Source organism: Streptomyces poonensis (assembly GCF_014650915.1).
Classification (GTDB): Bacteria; Actinomycetota; Actinomycetes; order Streptomycetales; family Streptomycetaceae; genus Streptomyces; species Streptomyces poonensis.
Genome location: NZ_BMVW01000002.1, coordinates 282,850 through 305,058, shown reverse-complemented (window position 1 = coordinate 305,058; position 22,209 = coordinate 282,850). Strand labels below are relative to the sequence as shown.

Below are 22,209 nucleotides of genomic sequence, written 5' to 3'. Positions count from 1 at the left end.
CGCCCGGGCGCTCGACGCCGTCCGCGTTCACGGTGGTCTCGGCGGTCTCGGCGGCCACGGTGGTCTCGGCGGCTCGGCCTCGATGCCTGAGCGCGCCCCGTCGTCAGGCGCGGGGGTCCCGGTCGTTCCGGCCGAGCCCCGACCGGTGCGCCCAGGCGTGGAGCGCCTCCTCGTCCCCGGCGGCGTCCAGGTTCATCGCCGCCTCGATCAGGCCGAGGTGGGTGAAGGCCTGCGGATAGTTTCCCAGCATGGTCCCGTCCGCGGTCATCTCCTCGGAGAACAGACCGAAGCGGCCCGCCCGCGCGCAGAGTTCCTCGAACCGCCGCCCCGCCTCTTCCGTGCGCCCCGCCAGCACCAGCGCCGACACCATGTCGAAGGAGCAGAGCAGAAAGCCGCCCTCCGGGCCCTCGATGCCGTCATCGGTGGCCTCCGGGTCGTACCGGTGCACCAGCCAGCCGTTCTCGCCCAGCTCCGCGTCGATGCGGTCGATGGTCGACATCACCCGGGGATCGTCCCCCGGGAGGAACCCCAGCAGGGAGAGGCGCAGCAGGGACGCGTCGAGGTTGCCGGAGCCGTACGACTGCGTGAAGGCGCCCGCCGCGGCGTCGTACCCCTCGGTCAGCAGCGACTCGCGGATCTGCTCCCGTACGTCGCGCCAGGTCTCGTACTGCGGCGGCGGGTCACCGGTGAGCTCGGCCAGCCGGATGCCACGGTCCACGCAGACCCAGACGTACAGCTTCGAACTCGTCCAGTGCCGGGGCCGGTTCCTGATCTCCCAGATGCCGTGGTCCGGTTCGTGCCACTCGTCGCACGCCGTGTCGACGGCCGAGAACAGCGCGTCCAGCTCGTCCCGGTCCAGCCCGCCCCCCTCCTCGCCGGCCACCTGCTGGTACACGAGCGCGGCGTCCAGCACCTGCCCGTACACATCGAGCTGCCGCTGCTCATGGGCGCTGTTGCCGTGGCGCACCGGCCGCGAGCCGAGGTAGCCGTCGAGGTGGCCGAGGGTCCGCTCGGGGGATCCCGTGGAGCCGTCGAGGTCCAGCATCGGCGTGAGCACACCGTGCGACGCGGTGCAGTGCCGCAGCAGGGCGCGGAGATAGGCGCCCGCCTCGGCGGGATGCCCCAGGCGCAGCAGGACGATCACGATGAGCGCGGCGTCCCGGTGCCATACGTAGCGGTAGTCCCAGTTGCGCTCGCCGCCCGGCCACTCCGGCAGCGAGGTCGTGGGGGCGGCGAGGAGCGAGCCGTTGACACCCCCGATGCTCCCGCCGGCATCGGCACCGCTGTACATCAGGCCCCGCAGCACGAGCGCGCTGCGCCGCACCTGTGCCGCGCCGTATCCCCGGTACGGGTGGTGGTGGCTGGAGGAGGACCAGGTCCGCCAGGCGTCCAGCGTCTCCTCCAGCATTCCGGCCGCGTCCCGGGCGTCCGGTGTGCCGTGCTCCTCCCCGCAGCGGGCGAGTGCCACGGCGAGCGTGCCGCCTTCGTGGAGGGTGACCTCCGCGAGGACCTCACCGTCCTCCGCCGTCCGCAGCAGGCTTCCCCCGTTCCCGCTCCCTCTCCCGTTCCCGCTCCCGTCTGCGTTCCCGCTCCCGTCTGCGTTCCCGCCCCTTGCGGCGGTGATCCTCATCCCGGCGTCCTCCTCCACCAGGGCGTCGCCGTCCCGGGTCCACCGTGCTCCGCGCCGGGCGTAGTCGGGCCGGGCGTCGACGCGGTGGCGGACCGTGACACGGCCGCGCTCGCAGCGCACCAGACGCACCAGGGCACCGCCGGGCAGGATGCCGCGGGGGTCGTCGCCCGCCGCCGGGCGTACGGCGAGGAAGTCGTGGGCCACGGCCGTGCCGGACGGTGTGGTCCAGCGGCTCTCCAGGACGAAGTTGTCACCGGCGTAGCGCTGCTCGGGCGGCCCTCCGGATCCGGAGTCGACGGTCAGCTCCCAGGCGCCGCCCGCGCGCCGGTCGAGCAGCCGGGCGAAGACACTGGGGGAGTCGAAGCGGGGCACGCACATCCACTCGACGGCACCGTCCGGGCCGATCAGCGCGGCGGTGCGGCAGTCGGAGAGGAACGCGAGCCCGCCGAGCGGCGGACCGGCGTCCGCCGCCCCGGTCACGAGTTGAGCTCCGGGAGCACCGTACTGCCGAACACCTCGACGAACCTCGCCTGATCCCGCCCGACCTGGTGCAGCATCACTTCGTCGAAGCCGTACGCGCCCTGCCGGGCCAGCCACTCGGTGTGGCGCCCCACCTCGTCGGAGACATGGACGTACGGCTCCACGCAGTCCGGTGGGAGCATCGCCGCCGCCTGCTCGAAGTGCTCGGGCAGCGGAATCTCCCAGCCCACGTCCGACCCGAGGACTGCCTCGCGCCACTGGTCGTGCGCGGCCTCCAACGCGGCCTCACGGGTCGGCGCCCAGGAGAGGTGCGCCTGCAGTACGGCGGGGCCGCGGCCGCCCGCGTCACGGTAGGCGGCGAGGGTCTCCCGCTGGGCGTCGTCCGGCTGGTTGACGGTGGCGAGCCCGTCGGCCCAGCCGGCCGCCCAGGCGGCGGTCGCCGGGGTGATCGCCGCGGCCAGCAGGATCGGCGGCCGTTCGGGCAGTGACCACAGCCGGGCCCGGTCCACGCGCACCAGCCCGTCGTGCGACACGGTCTCGCCCGCGAACAGGGCGCGCATGATGTTCACGCACTCCTCGAGGCGCTGGTTGCGCACCTCCTTCGCGGGCCACACATCCCCCGTGATGTGCTCGTTGAGCGCCTGACCGGTGCCCAGGGCCACCCACAGCCTGCCCGGGTGCATCTGCGCCAGCGTCCCGGCCGCCTGCGCCAGCACCGCCGGGTGGTAACGCTGCCCCGGCGAGGTGACCACGCCCATCGGCAGCCCGGTCGCCGCCAGGGCCGAGCCGAGCCAGGCCCAGGCGTGCCCGGAGTGGCCCTGCCGCGCGCTCCAGGGCGCGAAGTGGTCCGAGCACATACCGGTGGCGAAGCCCGCGTCCTGCGCGGCCCGGACCAGGGCGAGCAGCTCGGACGGAGGGAACTGCTCGTGCGAGGCGTGGTAGCCGTACGCGGTCATCAGATGCCCTTCTCCGCTGCCCTTCCCCCTGCTCCACTGCCCTTCCCCCACTGCCCTGCTCCACTGCGTACCGGGCGGAGGCGCTCGGTACGCCCTCCTCCAGGGTCGGACAGCCGGCCGTGCGCGGCGTGCGGAGTTGATCCGTACGGGTCGGCAGGCCGTTCGGGTCGACCGGGTCAGTCGGGCCGTCCGGGCCGACAGGGTCAGCCGGGTCGGCGGGCCGTCCGGGCCGTATGACCCGGCCGGGGCCGTCCACCGATTGATTGGCGAGGCCGAAGCACTCGCCAATCAATCCCCGTGCCCGCTACGCGAAGACGCGGAGGGCCCCCTCCGCGGCCGTCGCCTTCCTTGACCGGCCGTCCGGGCAGGGCTGCCCATCAACCACCCAGGTGGTGGACTCGGTGCCATCGATGCCGGGCGGTCGGCCCGGAGCGCCGGACACCGGGGGTAAGGGTGATGGAACTCGACCTGTTGGGTTCCCTGCGAGTACGCCGGGACGGAAAGGACGCCACCCCCTCCGCACCGAAACTCCGGCAGGTGCTGGCCCTCCTGGTTCTCAACGCGAACTCGCCGGTCAGCCTCGGTCATCTGTATGAGGAACTGTGGCCGGAACAGCCGCCTCCCACCGCTGCGACCACATTGCGCACCTATACGCACCAACTCTGCCGAGAGCTCGGGCTGGCCACCGTTGAGGGCGGTGGCGGCTCCGGTCCGGTTCCGCACCAGCGGCTGCCCGCGCTGCTGACCGGGGCCGGAGGGTACGAGCTGCGACTGGGCACAAGTCACGCGGTCGATGCCTACCGGTTCGAGCACTTGGTCCACAAGGGGCAGTCGGAGCACCGAGGCGGTGCCCTTGAGGCGGCCGCCCGCAGCATCGGGGAGGCACTCGCCGTCTGGCGGGGACGGGCACTCGTGGACGTTCCGACGGGACGGAGGCTGTCCGCCTGGGCCACCCAGCTGGAGGAGCGGCGCCGGCACACACTGGCGCAGTGGTGCGGCCTCGAGCTGCGGCTCGGCCGCCCTCAGACCGTCGTGGACGCCCTCTCGGCCGCCGTCCGTGCCCACCCCCTCCATGAGACCTTCACCGGCCAGCTCATGCAGGCGCTGTACCGCAGTGGCCACCGGCCCGAAGCCCTCGCCGTCTTCCGTGACCTGCGCACCCGGCTCGTCGACGAACTGGGCGTCGAGCCCTCGGCGGAGCTCCAGGACCTGCGCCGGCGCATCCTCGGGGACGACGGGCGCCGTCACGAACGGGCCGGGGCCCATCCCGTCGTGAGCCGCCCGGCGGTCCATCCGGCCGTCCACCCGGCCGTCCGTTCCTGTCCGCCGGGACCCGCGCAGCTGCCGGCCGATCCGGTGGACTTCGTGGGCCGTACGACGGAGGTCGCCCGACTGGAGACCTTTCTCGGCAGCCGGTCCGGCACGGGCGTGCGCGTGGCCGAGGTCCACGGCCCCCCGGGCATGGGCAAGACCGCTCTCGCCGTCCGCGCCGCCCACAGGGCGCGGCAGCACTTTCCTGACGGCCGGTTGTTCATCGACCTGTCCACGGTGAACGAAGGATCCGCCCAGCTCGCCGACATGCTCGCGGCCGGCCTCAGCGCCTGCGGGACGGGACGGGAGACGCTGCCCGGTGGACTGGACGAGCTCAGCCGCCTGTTCCGTGACTGGACCGCCGACCGGCGCGTGCTGGTCGTGGTCGACGATGTGCTCGCCGCCTCCCAGCTGCGCGCCCTCATGCCGGGCGGGCCGGGCTGTGCGGTGATCGCCACCAGCCGTTGTCGCGCGCACAGTCTCTCCGCCGGCCGGGAGATCGTGCTCAGCGCGCTGTCCGGCGGCGAGGCCCGGACGCTGTACGACCGGGTCACCGGTGTCCGCCTCCGGCAGGACGAGGCGGTGGCCAGGGACGAGTTGCTGGGGATGTGCGAGGGGCTGCCGCTGGCCGTACGGGCCGTGGCGGGACACCTCGCGGGCCGGCCCGGCCGGTCCGTGGCCCGGCTGGTGGAGCGACTGCGCAACGATCCCGGGCTGCTGCTCCGGCTCCCGGCGGGCACGCAGTCGCGGGTGACGGGCACGCAGTCTCCGGTGACGGGTACGCAGTCCCTGACGGGCACGCAGTCCCTGATGAGTACTATTGCCTCCAGCTATCACCATCTGCCGCACCCGCACCGCTGGTTGCTCCACCGGCTGGCCGGCCGCGAGCCCTCCCGCTGGCATCTCCACGAGGTGACCGCGCCGCCGCTCGGCGGTGAGGACGACGAGACGCTCCTGGAGTACCTGGTCGACGTCCACCTCGTGCACGAGGTGCCGGGACAGGACGCGTATGTCGTGCCCGAGCTCACCCGGCGGGCTCTGTCGCTGCTGGACGGGTTCGTCACCCCGAGTCGATGAGGCGATGAGTCGATGAGGCGATGACAGAACCGAGCAACACAGAGCTGAAGCGACACACCGGCAAGTCGATACATGGCTGTGCCGACATATGACTGACCCCTCGGTCGTAGGTGCCGTCGGCGGCCGTCCGGAGGACGGTGTCGACCGGGAGCGCAGGACCGGACGCCCGGGCGAGGTAGCGGGCCCGGCGCGCCGGGCGGAGGTCCCGTTCTCCGGCGGGGCGGGCCGAGGTCGTTCCGCAGGACGAGCGATTTCTCGAAGAGCTCGCGGGCAGCGCGTCCCCGGCCGGGCGCCGCCGGGTCGTCGGTTCTCCGGTACGAGCAGGCCAGGAGGCTCCGGCCACCGGCGGGCGGTCCGTCCTCGCTCGCATCGCCGGCGTACGCGGTGGACGGGATCGGGGCGCGGGCGGCGGGCGGCGCGGACGGTACGACGGGCCGTGCCCGGGCGCCTGTGGCTGGCCGGTGCCGTGTACGGCTGTCTAGCCTGACGGTGAGGGCATGCTGCGCCTCGGGGGGAGGCGAGCATGGCACGTCAGGAGAAGCCGCTCGATCCGGACGCCGGGCCGGTGCAGGCCTTCGCCTGGGCGTTGCGGGCCGTGCGGCAGGAGGCCGGGCAGCCGACCTACCGGGCGCTGGCGCAGAAGGCCGGGTACTCGGCCAGCACCCTCTCCGAGGCGGCCGCCGGGGAGCGGCTGCCGTCGCTGCCGGTCACGCTGGCCTACGTCACCGCCTGCGGTGCCGACCCGGAGGAGTGGGAAGCGCGCTGGCGGACCGCGGCCGCCTCGGCCGCGGCTCTCCCGGCCGCGGACGACGCGGAGCCGCCGTACCGGGGGCTGGCCCGGTACGACATCGGGGACGCGGACCTGTTCTTCGGCCGTGACCAGCTGATCGAGGACGTGCTGGGACTGGTCCGCCGGGAACGGTTCACGGCGCTCTTCGGACCTTCGGGCAGCGGCAAGTCCTCGCTGTTGCGCGCGGGCCTGCTGCCCGCCCTGCGGCACGAGAACACCCCGGAGCTGCGTCCCGCCGCACTGCGCATCCTCACCCCGGGCGCCCGCCCCGCCCGCACCCACGCCGCAGCGCTGGTCGCGCAGGAGGACACCGCCGGGGACACCGTGGTGGTGGTCGACCAGTTCGAGGAGGTCTTCACGCTGTGCACCGACCCGGAGGAGCGGTCCCGGTTCCTCGGCCGGCTGCTGGCCGCCCGCGACCCGGGCAGCCGGCTGCGGGTGGTCGTCGCCGTGCGCGCGGACTTCCTGGGCCGCTGCGCCCAGCACCCGGAACTCGCCGCCGCCCTGCGGGGCACCCTGCTGCTGGTCGGCCCGATGGACCGGGACGAACTGCGCCAGGCGATCGTCGGCCCCGCCCAGGCCGCCGGGCTGATCGTGGAGCGGTCCCTGACGGCCCGGCTGCTCGCCGAGGTGGAGGGCGAACCCGGCGGGCTGCCGCTGATGTCCCACGCCCTGCTGGAGACATGGCGCCGACGCCAGGGCAGAGCCCTGACCGAGGCCGCCTACACCGCCGTGGGAGGGCTGCACGGCGCCATCGCCCGCACCGCCGAGAACTGCTACACCGGCCTCACCCCGGAGCAAGCCGCCCTCGCCCGCCCTCTCCTGCTGCGTCTGATCACCCCCGGCGACGGCACGCCCGACACCCGCCGTCCCACGCCTCGCACCGAACTCGATCTCGGTGACGTCGCCGACGCCATTACCGTCCTGGAGCGCCTCACCCGCGCCCGCCTGATCACCGTGGACGACGGGGTGGTCGATCTCGCTCATGAGGCGCTGATCACCGCCTGGCCCCGCCTGGGCGGCTGGCTCGACGCCGAACGCGCCCGGCTGCGCGTCCATCGCCAGCTCACCGATGCCGCCACCACCTGGCAAGGTCTGGACCGTGATCCGGACGCGCTGTACCGCGGCACCCGGCTGGCCGTGGCCGAGCAGGCCTTCCCCGCCGCGGCCCGCCGGAGCGAACTCACCTCACTGGAGGACGAGTTCCTCACCGCGGGCGTCATCGCGCGCGACCGGGAGCAGCGTGCCGCCGTCCGCGCCGCCCGCCGCCAGCGCCGGTTCACCGTCATCATCTCCGTGCTGCTGGCCGTCGTGCTGACGGCGGGTGTCTTCGCCTGGATGCAGTACGACACCAGCGAGACCCGGGGCCGCCGGATGGCCGACGCGGCGCAGGCCGAGCTCTCCCGAAAGCTCGCCGAAGAGGCCCTCGAACTCATGGGCACCGAGCAGGAGCTGGCCTCCCTCCTGGCCCTGCACGCCTACCGGGCCAGCCGGACGGACGAGGCGATCGTCAGCCTTCGTGCGGCCGCCGCGCTGCCCGGCCGGCGTCATCTGGTCAGCGGTGCCGCGTACGTGAGGCTGACGTTCAGCTCCGACGGCCGCACCTTGATCACCGGCGATGGCAGCGGCCGGGTCCGGCTGTGGGACGTGGCCACCGCCAAGACCCTCCGCACCCTGGCCGACACCGGTGAAGGCAGGGTGTACATGGAGCTCAGCCGGAACGGCCGCACCCTGGCCGTCGCCGTCAGGAAGGACGTGGTCCGGCTGTGGGACGCGACCACGTTCAAGATCCGCCGGACCCTGCCCACGGACCGGTGGATCGAGAAGCTCAGCCCGGACGGCCGGACCCTGGCCACCGGAGGCCGGGAGGGCGGGATCCGGCTGTGGGATGCGACGACGGGCGAGCTCCTGCACACCCTGCCCGCCGAGCGCACGACAGGTCATACGTTCAGCCCGGACGGCGGCACCCTGGCCACCACCGACGACGAGAAGGGCGTCCGGCTGTGGGACGTGACCACCGGTGAGGCCCTTCGGACGCTGCCCACCAAGGGCACGACATATCCGTCGTTCAGTCCGACGGACGGCGGCACCCTGGTCACCACCGACGAGGAGGCGATCCGACTGTGGGACGCGGACACCGGCAAGGTGCGTCGAACCATGGCCGGCGATGATGATGTGGGGTCGGCAAGGGCTGGACAGTTCAGTCCGGACGGCCGTGTCCTGGCCACTTTCGACAGGCGCCTGGTGCGGCTGTGGGATGCGACGACGGGCGAGGCTTCGCGAACCCTGCCCGGTGAGGACACGGACATCATGGCGTTCAGCCCGGACAGCCGCGCTCTGGCCACCGGCGACGAGGACGGCCGGATAGCGCTCTGGGACGTGGCCACCGGTGAGAAACGCACCACGCTGGCCGACAGCGGTGACATCACTTCGCTGGCGTTCAGCCCGGACGGGCGGACCCTGGCAGTCGGGAGTCAGGACGACATCCGCCTGTGGAACACGGCACCACCCACCGAGCCGGGCGAGGCGATCCGTACGGTCTGCCGCGAGGTGCACCGCGAGCTCACCCGTCAGGAACGCTCCACATATCTTCCGGACAAGGCGCCCCACCACGTCTGCGGCACCGACGGTGAGTAGCCCGCCGGGGGATGCCGGCGGATCCGGTGAAGGTCCCGGCCGGCACGAGGCCCTCGATCGGGACGACCGCGTTCGTCCACGCACCTGCGTGGTGCCCGCCTCCGGGCGGACCCGCGGTCGCCCCGCCGGACTCCGGCATCCGGTCAGCCGAAGAACTCACTCGACGAACTCACTCGACTAATTCACTCGAAGAACTCACATGAAGGGCTCACTCGAGGGGCCCGTCCGAACGGTTCACTCGAAGGGCACGGTGACGCAGGCCAGCCGGTCTCCGGCCATGCCCGCGTGACCGGGGGCGGTCATCGTGGCGTGCTCGTGGATCACCACGGAGCGGGCCTTGCTGCTGCGGAGGCGCCAGTCGACCGTGGACCGGGCGCCGCCGTCACCGTCCGAGTCCGTGGTGAAGTCGAGCCACACCTCGTTCTTGCGGTTGGCGTAGGCCGGGTCCACGGAGGGCTGCTTCGGATCCACGACGTTCTGGTAGTGCGGCCCGGCGTCCTCCGGTTTCGGTCCGCACGGCTTGATGTGGACGTGCGCACCGTAGGTGCGGTTCGGATCGAGGCCCTTCAGACCGATGTCGAAGGTGGTCGTGCCGTCCCTGTTCAACCACTCCGCCACCACGATGCGGCTCCCCTTCGGCACGGAGGACCGGTCGTAGGTGACGGCGGCCTCGGACGAGACCCCGAAACGCTCATGGACGACCACGCTCGGGTGGTGCGTGCCCCCGGTCGGGAAGCTCGCCACCGCCACAGCCAGGAACGTCGTCGCGATTACGGACATCAGTGCTCCATCTCCTCCGGGAACTCTTGCGTCCGCCATGAACCTTCGCTTCTGCGAGCACCCGGCACCACCGGATAACGAGACATGCCGCCATGCGTGCGCCCGTCGCGCCGAGTCACTGACGCCCCAGCAGCGGTCAGCCGGACGCCGCGGTGGTAGTCGTCCGTGGCCGGAGCGCTCCCTCTCGTCCGGCGGTCGCGGCCGGCCCGGCGGCCGGTGCGGTGAACGCGTGTCGGCTGTGCACCAGCAACGCATGTACCGCGGGATGGGGTGTGTTCCGCCAGAGGAGGCTGAGCAGCGCGGGCTCGGTGACGTCCTCGATGAGTCGGGTGGTGAGGCGGTCCCGGTGGGCCAGGGCCATCGATTCGCTGAGGACGGCGACGGCGAGGCCGCGGGCGGCGAGGTCCGCGACGGCGTCCGCGGCGCTGGCCTGCAGCGTGATCGCCGGCTGGAGCCGCTGGGCGGCACAGGCCTCGTCGAGGAGCGTACGCAACCCCGTACCGGGCGGCATGCACACGATCGGGTGGCGGGTCACATCGCGCAGAGCGACCCGGTCCGCTGCCGCCAGCGGGTGCCCGGGCGGGACCGCGACGGCCAGCCGCTCGCTGATGACGGTCAGGGTGTCGAGCCCGTCGAGGGCGGCGGTACTCGTCGTTCCGGCGACGGCCAGGTCGACGGTGCCGGCGCGCACCGCCTCGACGAGCCGGTCGGAGTGGTCCTCCAGCAGCGAGATCTCCACGCCGGGATGTGCCGCGTGGAATGCGGCGAGCGCGTCGAACAGCGCTGTGAGGGTGCAGCCGATGACCATTCCGACGGTCAGGCGGCCACGGAGCAGCCCGGTCACCTCGCCCACCGCCTGGCCGACCCCGTGGGCGGCGGCGAGCGCGGCGCGGGCGTGTCCGAGGGCGGCCCGTCCGGCGGCGGTGAGGGTGACGGTACGCGCGGAACGGTCGAACAGCTCGGCCCCGAGCTCCCGTTCCAGCTGACGGATCTGGGCACTGACCCCGGACTGGCTGATGTTCACCCGGCCCGCCGCCCGGGTGAAGCTGGCCTCCTCGGCCACTGCGACGAAGTACTGCAACTGCCTCAGGTCCATGACGGACTGACGGAACGTCAGTGGGACGCGCCGAGCCTGTGCGGTGGATGGCGGGTACGGGAGGTCGCCGCGCACATGAGCATGGGCTTCCGGTACGCGTTCGGCAGGACGGCGCTGGAACTGGTCCGGGCCGGAGGCAGCCTGCACCGGATGACCGACCGTCTCGCGCGCCGGGACGCCGTCGCCCTCACCCCCCGGCAACTCGCCGCGGCACTGCGCGACAACGCCCGTCACCCCTGGAGGCCGCCGGTGGGCGGCCTGGCGGCGGCACTCGGGCACGACGTGGTGCACGGGCTGGACATCACGGTCGCGCTCGGCCTCGGGCGCGAGGTCCCGGAGGAACGCCTGCGGATCGTCCTGGGCACCGTCGCCCCGCGGACGCTGCGCTTCTTCGGAGCGGACCTCGCGGACGTCGAACTGCGAGCCACCGATCTGGAGTGGTCGTACGGGACCGGCAGCCGGGTGGCGCGCCCCGCTCAGGAACTCCTGCTGCTCGCGTACGGGCGCGCACTTCCGGAGGCGCGGGCGGAGCACTGAAGCCGCAGCCGCGGAAGGTGGGGCCGGACGGTGGCCGGGTGCCCGTCGCCGGGCCGCCGCCCGGTGTGGCTGCGTCACCGGACCTCGTTCCGGCCGTACGCTGACCGCGCTGGGCGGGGGACCCGGAAGCGAAGGCGCAGCAGATGGAAAGTCCCCACACCCCGACCCCCCACACCCCGACCCCCCGGCCCTCGGCCCTGCCGGGCGACGCACGGCGCCACCTGCCCCGTACCGACGTCACCCTCGCCGACCCCCGGCTCGCCGCGGCCGCGGACCGGCTGGGGCGCAGGCTCGTGAAGGCGGTGCTCGCCGGTGTGCAGGAGCGGGCCCGGGCCGGTGAGATCCCTCCCCACGAGGTCGCCGAACAGGCGGTGGCCGCGCTGCCCGCCACGGCCTCCCAACTGCGCCCGGTGATCAACGCGACCGGAGTGCTGGTCCATACCAACCTGGGCCGGGCCCCGCTGTCCGCGGCGGCGCGCGAGGCCGTGCTCGCCGCCAGCGGAACGGCGGACGTCGAACTCGACCTGGCCACGGGCCTGCGGTCACGGCGCGGCCGGCCGGCGGTCGAGGCACTGCTGGAGCGGGTGCCGCTCGCCGAGGCCGCGCACGTGGTCAACAACGGCGCGGCGGCGCTGGTGCTGGCGGCGACCGCGCTGGCGCGGGGCCGGGACATCGTCGTCAGCCGGGGCGAGATGGTGGAGATCGGGGACGGCTTCCGGCTGCCGGACCTGCTGGTGAGCACCGGCGCCCGGCTGAGGGAGGTCGGTACGACCAACCGCACCTCCCTCGCGGACTACGCCGCGGCCGTGACACCGGAGACCGGGTTCGTGCTCAAGGTGCACCCCTCCAACTTCCGTGTCACCGGCTTCACCCGCGACGTCGGCATCGCCGAACTCTCCCGGCTGGACGTGCCCGTGGTCGCCGACCTCGGCTCCGGCCTGCCGGCCCCCGAACCGGTGCTCCCGGACGAGCCGGACGCGACCACCTGGCTGCGCGCCGGTGCGTCCCTGGTGACCGCCAGCGGTGACAAACTGCTCGGCGGCCCGCAGTGCGGCCTCCTGCTGGGGCGCGCCGACCTGGTGCGGCGGCTCACCCGCCACCCCCTCGCACGGGCGCTCCGCGTGGACAAGCTGACCCTGGCCGCGCTGGAGGCGACCCTGCGGGGGCCCGCGCCTCCGGTCCACGCCGCGCTGCACGCACGGCCCGGACAGCTCCGGGAGCGGGCCGAGCGGCTCGCCGAACGGTTGCGCCGGCACGGGCTGGACTGCCGGGCGGTGGACAGCGAGGCGGTGATCGGTGGCGGCGGTGCGCCCGGTGTGACCCTGCCGAGCGCCGCGGTGTCGCTGCCCGTGTCCTGCGCGGGCCCGCTGCGCCGGGTGACGCCCGCGGTCATGGGCAGGGTCGAGGGCGGACGCTGCCTGCTGGATCTGCGCGCGGTGCCGGAGACCGAGGACGCCGCGCTCGCGGCCGCCGTCCGGCAGGCGTACCGGGCGGCGCACCGGGCGGGCCCCGTACCCGCCGACGCACCCGACGGCAGCGGGCGGTGACCCGAGCGTGCACGTCATCGCCACCGCGGGACACGTCGACCACGGCAAGTCGGCCCTGCTGCGCGCCCTGACCGGGATGGAACCCGACCGGTGGGCCGAGGAACGGCGCCGCGGCATGACCCTGGACCTGGGCTTCGTGTGGACCCGGCTGCCCGGCGCCGGCGACCTGGCCTTCGTCGACGTACCGGGCCACGAGCGGCTGGTCGGGAACATGCTCGCCGGTGTCGGACCGGTCCCGGCCGTGCTGTTCGTGGTCGCCGCGGACCAGGGCTGGCAACCGCAGTCGGAGGAGCACCTCGCGGTCCTCGACGCGCTCGGCGTCCGCCACGGGGTGCTCGCCGTCTCCCGCAGCGATCTGGCGGACCCGGCGGCGGTACGGGAGGAGGCGCTGGCCCGGCTCGCGGACTCCTCGCTGGGAGCCGTCGAGTGCGTGGCGGTGAGCGCGGTGACCGGTGCCGGGATGGACGACCTGCGCACGGCCCTGACCCGGCTGGCCCGCGCGCTGCCCGCCCCTGACACCGCCGCGGACGTACGGCTGTGGGCCGACCGCGTCTTCACGGTGCGCGGCCGGGGCACGGTCGTCACCGGCACCCTGGGCGCGGGCACGCTCCGCGTCGGCGACCGTCTCCAGTCGGCCGACGGCGGACGGCCGTTGCGCGTACGGGGCCTCCAGACGCTCAAGGAGCCCCGGCCGGAGGTGGGCGCGGTCGCCCGGGTGGCGGTCAACCTGCACGGACCTGGCGCCGCGACGCTGCGCCGCGGAGACGCGCTGCTCACCCCGGGCCGGTGGCTGACCACCGACACGGTGGACGTCCGGCTGGGCGGCGGGGGCTGCCGTGACCCGCACGGCGACGGGCGTGGCGGCCCGCACGGAGACGGCGGCCACGTCCCGCACGGAGACGGCGGCCATGTCCCGCATGGCGACGGGCACCGTGACCGCTACGGCGACGGGCACCGCGACCGTCACGGCGGCGGCGTGAGCGACGGCCTGAGCGACGGCGTCACGGCCCGCGACCTGCCACGGCACCTGACCCTGCACATCGGCTCCGCCGCCGTCCCGGTGACGGTCCGTCCGCTGGGCGGGGACACCGCCCGGCTGCGGCTCGCCCGCCCGCTGCCGCTGCGGATCGCCGACCGGGCGCTGCTGCGCGACCCGGGACGCCATCACATCCCCGCCGGGGCCACCGTCCTGGACGTACGACCGCCGTCGCTCAGCCGGCGCGGCTCGGCCGCGGCCCGCGCACGTGCACTCGACGCGCTGAGCGGACCGCCCGACGCGGCCGCGGAGGTACGCCGGCGACGCCTGGTGCGCAGCGGCGAACTGCTCGCCATGGGGGTGCGCCCACCGGACGGGGCCACCCCGGTCGCCGGGGAGTGGCTGGCCGACCCGGCCCACTGGGCCGCCCTGCGCGACGGGCTGCGCCGCGCCGTGGAGGAGCACGCCGCCCGCCGTCCCCTGGAGCCGGGCCTCCCGCTGGAAGCCGCCCGGCAGGCGCTCGGCCTGCCCGAGCGCTGTCTCGTCGAGGCGCTGCTGGCGGCGGACCCCCGGCTGCGCGGGCGTGCGGGACGGATCTACGGCAGCCGGTCCCGCCCCGTCCTCCTGCCGCCCGTCGAGGCAGCCGTCGCAGCGGTGCGGGCGGAGCTGGCCCGGGCGCCGTTCCGTGCCCCCGAGACCGAACGGCTGGAGCGACTCGGCCTGACGGCCCGTACGCTCGCCGCGGCCGCCGCGACGGGGGCCCTGCTGCGGATCGCCGACGGCATCGTGCTGCTTCCCGGCGCGGACGCGCAGGCCGCGGAGGTTCTCGCACGCCTGGAGCAGCCGTTCACCGCGAGCGAGGCACGCCGGGCCCTGGACACCACCCGCCGTGTCGTCATCCCCCTGCTGGAACACCTCGACCGGCAGGGCCGCACGGTCCGTCTGGACGGAACGGGGCGCCGTCGCATGGCGGGCGGTCCCCGGGACGGGCGGGACGGCGGAGACGGACGGGAATCGAACCCGCCTGCCCGAGTTGCTCGGGCACCTCGGTTTTGAAGACCGGGAAGGCCACCAGGCACCTTTACGTCTCCCAGCCGGACGTGCGGCCGCGCGGTCCGCGCCGTCCGGGCACACAGCATGGAACCCCTCGCCCGGTACGGGCGTCAACGCACCGCGCCGCACCACGCCCGCGATGAAGGAAGGCACCCATGACGACGACGGCAACCCGGCAGCGCGGCGTCCGCCTGACCCAGTACGCCCGCGGCGGCGGCTGCGCCTGCAAGATCCCGCCGGGCGAGCTGGAGGAGATCGTCGCAGGACTGACCGGCCGCACCCGCCCCGCGGACCGGGCGGACGGAACCGGCGCCGCCCTCCTCGTCGGCCTGGACAGCGGGGACGACGCCGCCGTGGTGCGGCTGCCGGGCGGGCCCGGCGCCGGGGCACAGGCCGTCGTCGTCACCGCCGACTTCTTCGGCCCGGTGGTCGACGACCCGTACGACTGGGGCCGGATCGCCGCCGCCAACGCGCTGTCCGACGTCTACGCGATGGGCGGCTCCCCGCTGGTCGCCACGAACCTGCTGGCGTGGCCCCGCGCGGCCCTGCCCCTCGAACTGGCCCGGGAGGTGCTGCGCGGGGGACTCGACATCGCCGTCGAGGCGGGCTGCCACGTCGCGGGCGGCCACAGTGTCGACGACCCGGAACCCAAGTACGGCATGGCGGTCACCGGAACCGCCGACCCGGAGCGCCTGCTGCGCAACGACGCCGGCCGGCCGGGCGTGCCCCTGTCGCTGACCAAACCGCTGGGCCTCGGCGTCCTCAACAACCGGCACAAGGTCACGGGTGAGGTGTTCGACCAGGCGGTACGGACCATGGTGGCGCTCAACCGGGACGCGGCGCGGGCGGCCCTGGCCGGGCGGGCGGTGTGCGCGACCGACGTGACCGGGTTCGGACTGCTGGGGCACCTGTACAAGCTGGCGCGCGCCTCGGGCGTGACCGCCGTGGTCGACGCCTCGGCGGTCCCGTTCCTCGACGGCGCCCGGGAGGCCGCCCGGGACGGTTACGTCAGCGGCGGCACGCACCGCAACCTGGCGTGGGTCGCCCCGCACACCGACTTCGGCCGTACGGACGAGCTGACCCGGCTGCTGCTGGCGGACGCGCAGACGTCGGGGGGACTGCTGGTGGCCGGTGAGGTGCCCGGCGCGCCGGTGATCGGGGAGCTCGTACCCGCGCGCGAGCACCGGCTGGTCGTCCGCTGACCGAACGGGGTACCGGGGCGGGCGTCGCGCCCCGGCGTCACACTTCGCGGCCTTCCGCCTCCGCGGCCTCCCTCAGACGTTCCCGCTGCGGCACCACGACGTACGCGGGATCCTTCGCCGACGCGAGGCCCGCCTCGAACGTGCCGAAGCGCTGCAGAACGCTGCCCGCGAGCAGGGCCAGCCCGCCCGCGGCCGCGGCCGTCCGGCTGCGCCGGGCGAGCGTCACCGCGACGGCCGCGCCGCCCAGCGTGAGGTACTCCGACGCCTTGCGCAGCCGGTGCGCCCGCCCGGTGGTGTACGCCCTGGTCACGAAGCCGGGCCGGCGGTCGATCAGCCGGGACGCGAGGAGTTCGGCCGCCGCGCCGGCCGCGGCGAGCCGACGGGCCGGGCCCGCCTCGGCCACCGGCGCCAGGGCCATGCCGAGCCCGCCGCCGCTGGCCGCCGCCGAACCGGTGAACACGCACGGCAGGTGCCGGTGGGCCTCGTGCCAGGCCGGTACGGCGGTCTGGGAGAGCAGCACCGCCGTGTACGAGGCGACCGCCGGGGCGATGACCGCCGACGACAGTCCGGCCGGGCGGGCGGCGATCCGCAGCAGCCGGCCGGGCAGGGTGTCGCGTACGGAGGCGGGCAGCACCTCGGCCGTGGCCGCCAGCATGGTGCCGGGCCCGTACGCCACGAGGATCCAGGTGCCGACCGACATCGGGGAGCTCGGCTTGGCGACGCGCAGCATGTGGTGGAACCGCGCGGGCCGCCCCAGGTCCGCGATCAGCAGATACATGCTGGCCAGCAGGCCGGCCGAACTGCCCAGCCGGCACGCCCGGCGCAGCACCGGGCGCCCGGTGAGGTCGGCACCGGCGGCGAGCAGCGCCGAGCCCGCCGACAGCCCGCCGGTGAACAGATAACCGGCGATCTTCCAGTCCCACACCGGCGGCTTCAGCACGGGCCGGCCGTAGTACGAGCGGAACTCCGCCTTCGGCACGACGGGCCGCTCCCGGCTCCCGTCCCCGCCGTCACCGCTGCCACGGCCACTGCCGCGGTCCCCGCCGTTCCGGCCGCCTCCGCCGTCCTGACCGTCCCCGCCGTCCCGGCCCGAGGAGAACGACCGCGCCCGCATGTCGGCCGCACCCGCGTCGCTGCGCGGCTCCCGCAGGATGCCGTCGTCCTGGCTCATCGCCGGCCTCCGCCGCCCACGAAGACGGCGGCCGCGGCGGCCAGCAGTGCCGAGGCGGCCACGCCCGCGTACCTCCACATGTCCGGCAGGTCGCGGGTGGGGACGACCGGATCCGGAGGCAGGCCGTACACCTCCGGCTCGTCCAGGAGGAGGAAGAACGCGCCGTCACCGCCCACCCCGTCGTCCGGGTCGCGCCCGTACAGCCGGGCCTCCGCCACCCCCGCCCCATGCAGTTGCTCCAGCCGCCGGTCGGCCCGCTCCCGCAGTTCGTCCAGCACGCCGAACTGGATGGAGTCCGTCGGGCACGCCTTCGCGCAGGCCGGTTCCAGACCGCCGCGCAGCCGGTCGTAGCACAGGGTGCACTTCCAGGCCCGGCCGTCGTCGGGCCGCCGGTCGATCACCCCGTACGGACAGCCGGACACGCAGTAGCCGCAGCCGTTGCAGATGTCCTGCTGCACCACCACGGTGGAGAACTCGGTGCGGAACAGCGCCCCGGTGGGGCAGACGTCGAGGCAGCCCGCGTGGGTGCAGTGCTTGCACACGTCGGAGGACATCAGCCAGCGGAAGTCCGTACGGGTCTCCGCGCCCGTGGCGGCGCCGGGCAGGTCGAAGGAGGGGAAGCCCAGATCGACCGGGGCGGTGCCCAGTTCGCCGCCGCCCCGTTCCGTGCCGCGCAGCGCGTCCGCCACCACCTCCTCCTGGGCGTCGGTCACGGACGGGCCGGTGGGCAGCGCGGACAGGCCCGCGTCCTGCCCGCCCAGCGGGCGCTGCTGCTCGATGAAGGCGACATGCCGCCAGGAGGACGCGCCGAGCATGCCGGTGTTGTCGAACGACATGCCCAGCAGGCCGAGGCCGTCCTCTGGCACGTCGTTCCACTCCTTGCAGGCCACCTCGCACGCCTTGCAGCCGATGCAGACCGAGGTGTCGGTGAAGAAGCCCACCCGCGGCGGGTGGTCGAGGTGGCCGGCGTCGGCGGCGGGGTCGTCGAGCGGCCCGTAGAAGCTGTTGCCGTGCTCGCGCGTCATGGTGACTCCTGTGGTGGACCGGGTTCGGTGTGCGGCGGACCGTCGCCCTCGCCGGCCGTCATGATGCGGGTGCCGGTCTCGGGGGTGATGCCGGCCCGGCGGCGGTAGTCACGGACGTACTCCAGCAGCGCCGGGCCCCGCGGCCGGCGCCCGGGACGGACGTCGCAGGTCAGCACCTTGCTCTCCTGGATGAGCACGTTGGGGTCGGCCACCACCCCGATCAGGTCGTTGACCACGTCGCCGGTGACCAGCCCGGTGTTCCCCCAGTGGTACGGCATCCAGACCTGGTGGACGGTCCGCCCGTCGATCCGCAGCGGTGCCATCCGGTCGGTGACGCACACCCGGGCCTCCACCGCGGTCCGGGAGGTGATCACGTGCGCCCAGTCCAGGTGCACCAGGCCGCGTTCGGCCGCCAGTTCCGGTGACACCTCCACGAACAGCTCCGGCTGGAGCTCCGCCAGATACGGCAGCTGCCGGCTCATGCCGCCCGCGGTGTGGTGCTCGGTGAGCCGCGCCGCGGTGAACACGTACGGGAACACCTCGCCGTGCGCCTCGGGCGGGGCGGGGTTGGACGGATTGTCGGGACGCCCGTACACCTTCCGCACCGGGTTTCCCTGCTGGCCGTACAGGAGGTTCCGCACGGGTGACTCGTGCGGCTCGTAGTGGGTGGGCAGCGGGCCGTCCACCACCCCGGACGGGGCGAACAGCCACGCCTTGCCGTCCGTCATCATGATGAACGCGTCGTCGCCGCGCAGCGCCTCGGGCCCCGACGCCCCGTCGGGCGGCCGGTAGTGGGGCGGCTTGGTCCGCTCGAAGTCCGGGACGTCGTTCCCGGTCCACTCGGCCTTCTCCTCGTCCCACCAGATCAGGGCCTTGCGTTCGCTCCAGGGCCGTCCTTCGGGGTCCGCCGAGGCACGGTTGTAGAGCACCCGCCGGTTCATCGGCCAGGTCCAGCCCCACTCCGCGTCGTACGGGCCCTGCTCGAAGCGGGGTCTGCGCCGCCGGGCCTGGTTGACCTCGTCCGCGTACACCCCGCTGTAGATCCAGCAGCCGCAGGAGGTGCTGCCGTCCGCCTTGAGGTCGGTGTAGCCGCCGACGGTCCGTCCGGTGGCCAGGTCGATGCCGTTGATGTGCCGCAGCACGTCGGCGGGGTCCGGTTCGTCGCCCTCCATCCGGTAGTCCCAGGCGAGGTCGAGGAGGGGACGGTCGCGCTCGTCCGCCGAACCGGCCAGCTTCTCCTTCAGCCGCCGGCCGAGCTGGTGGAAGAACCACAGCTCCGAACGCTGGTCACCGGCCGGTTCGACGGCCTGGTCCCGCCACTGCAGCATCCGCTGGGTCTGGGTGAAGGTGCCGGACTTCTCCACGTGCGCGGCGGCGGGGAAGAAGAACACCTCCGTACGGCAGCGGTCGGCGGCGATCTCCCCGGTCTCGATCTCGGGCGCGTCCTTCCAGAACGTGGCGCTCTCGATCATCGTGATGTCACGGACGACCAGCCAGTCCAGATTGGCCATGCCCAGGCGCTGCAGCCGGCCGTGGGCCGAGCCGACGGCCGGGTTCTGGCCGAGCAGGAAGTAGCCGGAGACCTTGCCCTCCACCATGTCCATCACGGTGCGGTAGGTGCCGTGGTCGCCGTTGATGCGCGGCAGGTAGTCGAAGCAGTAGTCGTTCTCCGCGGTCGCCGCCTCGCCCCAGTACTCCTTGAGCAGCGAGACCGTGTACGCGTCGGCGTGACCCCAGTACCCCTTCGCGTGGTGCGGGCCGATGGCGTCCACGTAGGCGGCCAGGTCCTCATGGCCGGTGTCCGGCATCGGGAGGTAGCCGGGCAGCAGGTTGAACAGGGTCGGGATGTCGGTGGAGCCCTGGATGCTGGCGTGCCCGCGCAGCGCGTAGATCCCGCCGCCCGGACGGCCGATGTTGCCCAGCAGCAGCTGGACGATCGCCCCGGCCCGGATGTACTGGGCGCCGACGGAGTGCTGCGTCCAGCCGACGCTGTACACGAGCGCGGTGGTGTGCTTCCGGCCGGAGTTCGCCGTCCAGGCGCGGCACACGTCGAGGAACAGTTCCCGGGGGACCCCGCAGATCCGCTCCACCATCTCCGGGGTGTAGCGCGCGTAGTGCCGCTTGAGGACCTGGAAGACACAGCGGGGATGCGCAAGGCTCGGATCGGCCGCGATGTCGCGGTCGGTGCCTTCGACGGTCGGCCCGGCGGCGCCGTGCCGGTACGGCGCGGACTGCTCCATGTCCTGGTGGCTCGGGTGCTCCGCCGCCTGCACGCTCTCGTAGGTCCAGCTGGCGGTGTCGTACGCGCCGGTGTGCGGGTCGTACCCGCTGAACAGCCCGTCCAGGTCCTCGGTGTCCCGGTAGTCCTCGCTCAGCAGGAAGGACGCGTTGGTGTACGCCCGCACGTACTCCCGGAAGTCCAGGCCCTGGGAGAGGATGTGGTTGATCACCCCGCCGAGGAAGGCGATGTCGGTGCCGGCCCGCAGCGTGACGTGCTGGTCGGCGTGGGCACTGGTCCGCGTGAACCGCGGGTCGATGTGGATGACCCGGGCGCCGCGCGCCTTCGCCTCCATCACCCACTGGAACCCCACCGGATGGGCCTCGGCCATGTTGGAGCCCATGATGACGATGCAGTCGGTGTTGACCAGGTCCTGCTGGTAGTCGGTGGCGCCGCCGCGCCCGAACGAGGCTCCCAGACCGGGAACCGTGGCGGAGTGTCAAATACGCGCCTGGTTCTCGACCTGCAACGCCCCGAGAGCCGTGAACAACTTCTTGATGAGGTAGTTCTCCTCGTTGTCCAGCGTGGCCCCGCCGAGGCTGGCGATTCCCATGGTGCGCCGGAGCTTCCGCCCCGCCTCGTCGGTGTCCTGCCACCCCTTACGGCGCGCGGCCAGCACCCGGTCGGCCACCATGTCCATGGCGGTGTCGAGGTCCAGGTCCTGCCACTCCGTGCCGTACGGCGGCCGGTAGCGCACCTTCCGCTCGCGGTGCGGGCCGGTGACGAGCTGCTTGCTGGCCGAGCCCTTCGGGCACAGCCGGCCGCGCGAGATCGGACTGTCCGGGTTGCCCTCGATCTGGACGACCCGCTCGTCCTTCACGTACACGCGCTGCGCGCAGCCCACCGCACAGTACGGGCAGACGGAGTCCGCCACCCGGTCGGCCCCCTCCGTCCGGGGCGCGAGCCCCGCGGAGCGCGCGGACTGGGCCGCCTTGCCGCGCCCGAGGGGATCCGTGCCGGTGAGCTGCCGGTACACCGGCCATGCTTCGAGCCACCGTTTCACACCCATCCACCTGCTCCTTCGCGTGCTGCTGCGTGCGGTGGGGGATCTACGTACCCGCTTCGGACTGTACGCCCCGGCCAGGGAGCCGCAACTCCTGAGCAGCGCCGCCGGTGCCGGCCGTCCGCTCGGCGCGCGGGCCGGCGCACCCGCGTGCAGACTGGACGCCCGACCCGGCAACACGTCGATGAGGAGTCGCCATGGAGTACGACGAGTTCGTCCTGCTCGTCGCCCAGCGGGCCGATGTGCCGGAGCAGCAGGCGGCGGCGCTGACCCGGGCCACGATGATGACGCTCGCGGAGCGGATCACGGCCGGCCAGGCGACGGATCTGGCGGAGTACCTGCCCGCGGAGCTGGCACCGCCTCTGATGCCGCCGGTCGACCTGGGACAGAGCTTCGACACCGACGAGTTCGTGCGGCGGGTGTGCGGACGTGCGGACACCGACGAGACCGTGGCGCGCCGAGGTGTCGCGGCGGTCTGCATGACGCTGCGCGAGGCCGTACCCGCCGACGAGTTCCAGGACACCCTGGACCAGCTGCCGAGCGGGTTCCCGGCCCTCTGAGGCGTCGATACGTCGTCGCATCGGTGCATCGATGCGTTGCCGCACCTTCCGGACCGGCTCCGGGGCATAACTCCGCCCTGGAGCCGGTCGTTGTCCGCTT

General features: G+C 73.8%; 13 protein-coding genes, 1 tRNA gene and 2 pseudogenes. 8 read left to right on the top strand and 8 right to left on the bottom strand.

What is annotated here, in order from left to right:
* Positions 1-103: 103 nt before the first annotated feature.
* Positions 104-2,110, bottom strand: coding sequence for a glycoside hydrolase family 15 protein (locus IE242_RS08285; protein WP_229858473.1), 2,007 nt, complete (start codon positions 2,108-2,110; stop codon positions 104-106).
* Positions 2,107-3,066, bottom strand: coding sequence for a TIGR03885 family FMN-dependent LLM class oxidoreductase (locus IE242_RS08280; protein ID WP_189856901.1), 960 nt, complete (start codon positions 3,064-3,066; stop codon positions 2,107-2,109). The genes IE242_RS08285 and IE242_RS08280 overlap by 4 nt, the downstream gene beginning before the upstream one ends.
* Positions 3,067-3,522: 456 nt before the next feature.
* Between IE242_RS08280 and IE242_RS08275 the strand changes: the two genes are divergently transcribed.
* A complete protein-coding gene (locus IE242_RS08275) occupies positions 3,523-5,454 on the top strand; it encodes an AfsR/SARP family transcriptional regulator (protein ID WP_189856899.1) in 1,932 nt (643 codons plus the stop codon).
* 523 nt (positions 5,455-5,977) lie between these two features.
* The gene (locus IE242_RS08270; protein WP_189856897.1) at positions 5,978-8,881 is read left to right on the top strand and encodes an nSTAND1 domain-containing NTPase; all 2,904 of its coding nucleotides are present in this window, start codon (positions 5,978-5,980) and stop codon (positions 8,879-8,881) included.
* Positions 8,882-9,115: 234 nt separating this feature from the next.
* On the opposite strand, the gene IE242_RS08265 is transcribed toward IE242_RS08270, so the two are convergent.
* Entirely contained in the window at positions 9,116-9,661 is a 546-nt protein-coding gene (locus IE242_RS08265) for a superoxide dismutase family protein (RefSeq protein WP_189856895.1), read from the bottom strand.
* Positions 9,662-9,797: 136 nt separating this feature from the next.
* Positions 9,798-10,757 carry a LysR family transcriptional regulator gene (locus IE242_RS08260; RefSeq protein ID WP_229858471.1) on the bottom strand — a complete coding sequence of 320 codons (960 nt, stop codon included), beginning with the start codon at positions 10,755-10,757 and terminating at the stop codon, positions 9,798-9,800.
* Here IE242_RS08260 and IE242_RS37450 point away from each other — a divergent pair.
* From IE242_RS37450 to IE242_RS39095, 4 genes and pseudogenes are all read left to right on the top strand, one after another.
* Entirely contained in the window at positions 10,644-11,294 is a 651-nt protein-coding gene (locus tag IE242_RS37450) for a maleylpyruvate isomerase family mycothiol-dependent enzyme (protein WP_373299495.1), read from the top strand. The genes IE242_RS08260 and IE242_RS37450 overlap by 114 nt on opposite strands.
* A 143-nt stretch (positions 11,295-11,437) precedes the next feature.
* On the top strand, positions 11,438-12,841 hold the full coding sequence (gene selA, locus IE242_RS08250; protein WP_189856889.1) for an L-seryl-tRNA(Sec) selenium transferase: 1,404 nt from the start codon (positions 11,438-11,440) through the stop codon (positions 12,839-12,841).
* A gap of 7 nt (positions 12,842-12,848) precedes the next feature.
* A pseudogene (locus IE242_RS39100) lies at positions 12,849-13,667 on the top strand (GTP-binding protein); the annotation flags it as partial.
* Between the two features lie 504 nt (positions 13,668-14,171).
* Positions 14,172-14,711 (top strand): annotated as a pseudogene (locus IE242_RS39095) (selenocysteine-specific translation elongation factor); the annotation flags it as partial.
* Positions 14,712-14,815: 104 nt separating this feature from the next.
* On the opposite strand, the gene IE242_RS08240 reads toward IE242_RS39095, so the two are convergent.
* Positions 14,816-14,908, bottom strand: a tRNA-Sec gene (locus IE242_RS08240).
* 117 nt (positions 14,909-15,025) lie between these two features.
* Between IE242_RS08240 and selD the strand changes: the two genes are divergently transcribed.
* Positions 15,026-16,072, top strand: a complete 1,047-nt coding sequence (gene selD / locus IE242_RS08235; RefSeq protein WP_189856887.1) for a selenide, water dikinase SelD — start codon at positions 15,026-15,028, stop codon at positions 16,070-16,072.
* A gap of 37 nt (positions 16,073-16,109) precedes the next feature.
* On the opposite strand, the gene nrfD is transcribed toward selD, so the two are convergent.
* The 3 genes from nrfD to fdh are packed head-to-tail and all read right to left on the bottom strand — an operon-like array spanning position 16,110 to position 21,555.
* Entirely contained in the window at positions 16,110-17,243 is a 1,134-nt protein-coding gene (gene nrfD / locus IE242_RS08230; RefSeq protein ID WP_229858468.1) for an NrfD/PsrC family molybdoenzyme membrane anchor subunit, read from the bottom strand.
* The gene (locus IE242_RS08225) at positions 17,240-18,268 is read right to left on the bottom strand and encodes a 4Fe-4S dicluster domain-containing protein (protein ID WP_189856886.1); all 1,029 of its coding nucleotides are present in this window, start codon (positions 18,266-18,268) and stop codon (positions 17,240-17,242) included. The genes nrfD and IE242_RS08225 overlap by 4 nt, the downstream gene beginning before the upstream one ends.
* Complete coding sequence (gene fdh / locus IE242_RS08220) at positions 18,265-21,555, bottom strand: formate dehydrogenase (protein WP_229858466.1); 3,291 nt, start codon at positions 21,553-21,555, stop codon at positions 18,265-18,267. Before fdh ends, IE242_RS08225 begins: the two co-directional genes overlap by 4 nt.
* 191 nt (positions 21,556-21,746) lie before the next feature.
* Between fdh and IE242_RS08210 the strand changes: the two genes are divergently transcribed.
* The gene (locus IE242_RS08210) at positions 21,747-22,109 is read left to right on the top strand and encodes a DUF2267 domain-containing protein (RefSeq protein ID WP_189856882.1); all 363 of its coding nucleotides are present in this window, start codon (positions 21,747-21,749) and stop codon (positions 22,107-22,109) included.
* Positions 22,110-22,209: the final 100 nt, after the last annotated feature.

What these genes read in the sequence shown, in the direction of transcription:
- IE242_RS08225 (WP_189856886.1), bottom strand. Translation starts at nt 18,268, where the DNA reads ATGACGCGCGAGCACGGCAACAGCTTCTACGGGCCGCTCGACGACCCC.
- IE242_RS08210 (WP_189856882.1), top strand. Translation starts at nt 21,747, where the DNA reads ATGGAGTACGACGAGTTCGTCCTGCTCGTCGCCCAGCGGGCCGATGTG.
- nrfD (WP_229858468.1), bottom strand. Translation starts at nt 17,243, where the DNA reads ATGAGCCAGGACGACGGCATCCTGCGGGAGCCGCGCAGCGACGCGGGT.
- IE242_RS08275 (WP_189856899.1), top strand. Translation starts at nt 3,523, where the DNA reads ATGGAACTCGACCTGTTGGGTTCCCTGCGAGTACGCCGGGACGGAAAG.
- IE242_RS08265 (WP_189856895.1), bottom strand. Translation starts at nt 9,661, where the DNA reads ATGTCCGTAATCGCGACGACGTTCCTGGCTGTGGCGGTGGCGAGCTTC.
- selD (WP_189856887.1), top strand. Translation starts at nt 15,026, where the DNA reads ATGACGACGACGGCAACCCGGCAGCGCGGCGTCCGCCTGACCCAGTAC.
- selA (WP_189856889.1), top strand. Translation starts at nt 11,438, where the DNA reads ATGGAAAGTCCCCACACCCCGACCCCCCACACCCCGACCCCCCGGCCC.
- IE242_RS08270 (WP_189856897.1), top strand. Translation starts at nt 5,978, where the DNA reads ATGGCACGTCAGGAGAAGCCGCTCGATCCGGACGCCGGGCCGGTGCAG.
- IE242_RS08280 (WP_189856901.1), bottom strand. Translation starts at nt 3,066, where the DNA reads ATGACCGCGTACGGCTACCACGCCTCGCACGAGCAGTTCCCTCCGTCC.
- IE242_RS08260 (WP_229858471.1), bottom strand. Translation starts at nt 10,757, where the DNA reads ATGGACCTGAGGCAGTTGCAGTACTTCGTCGCAGTGGCCGAGGAGGCC.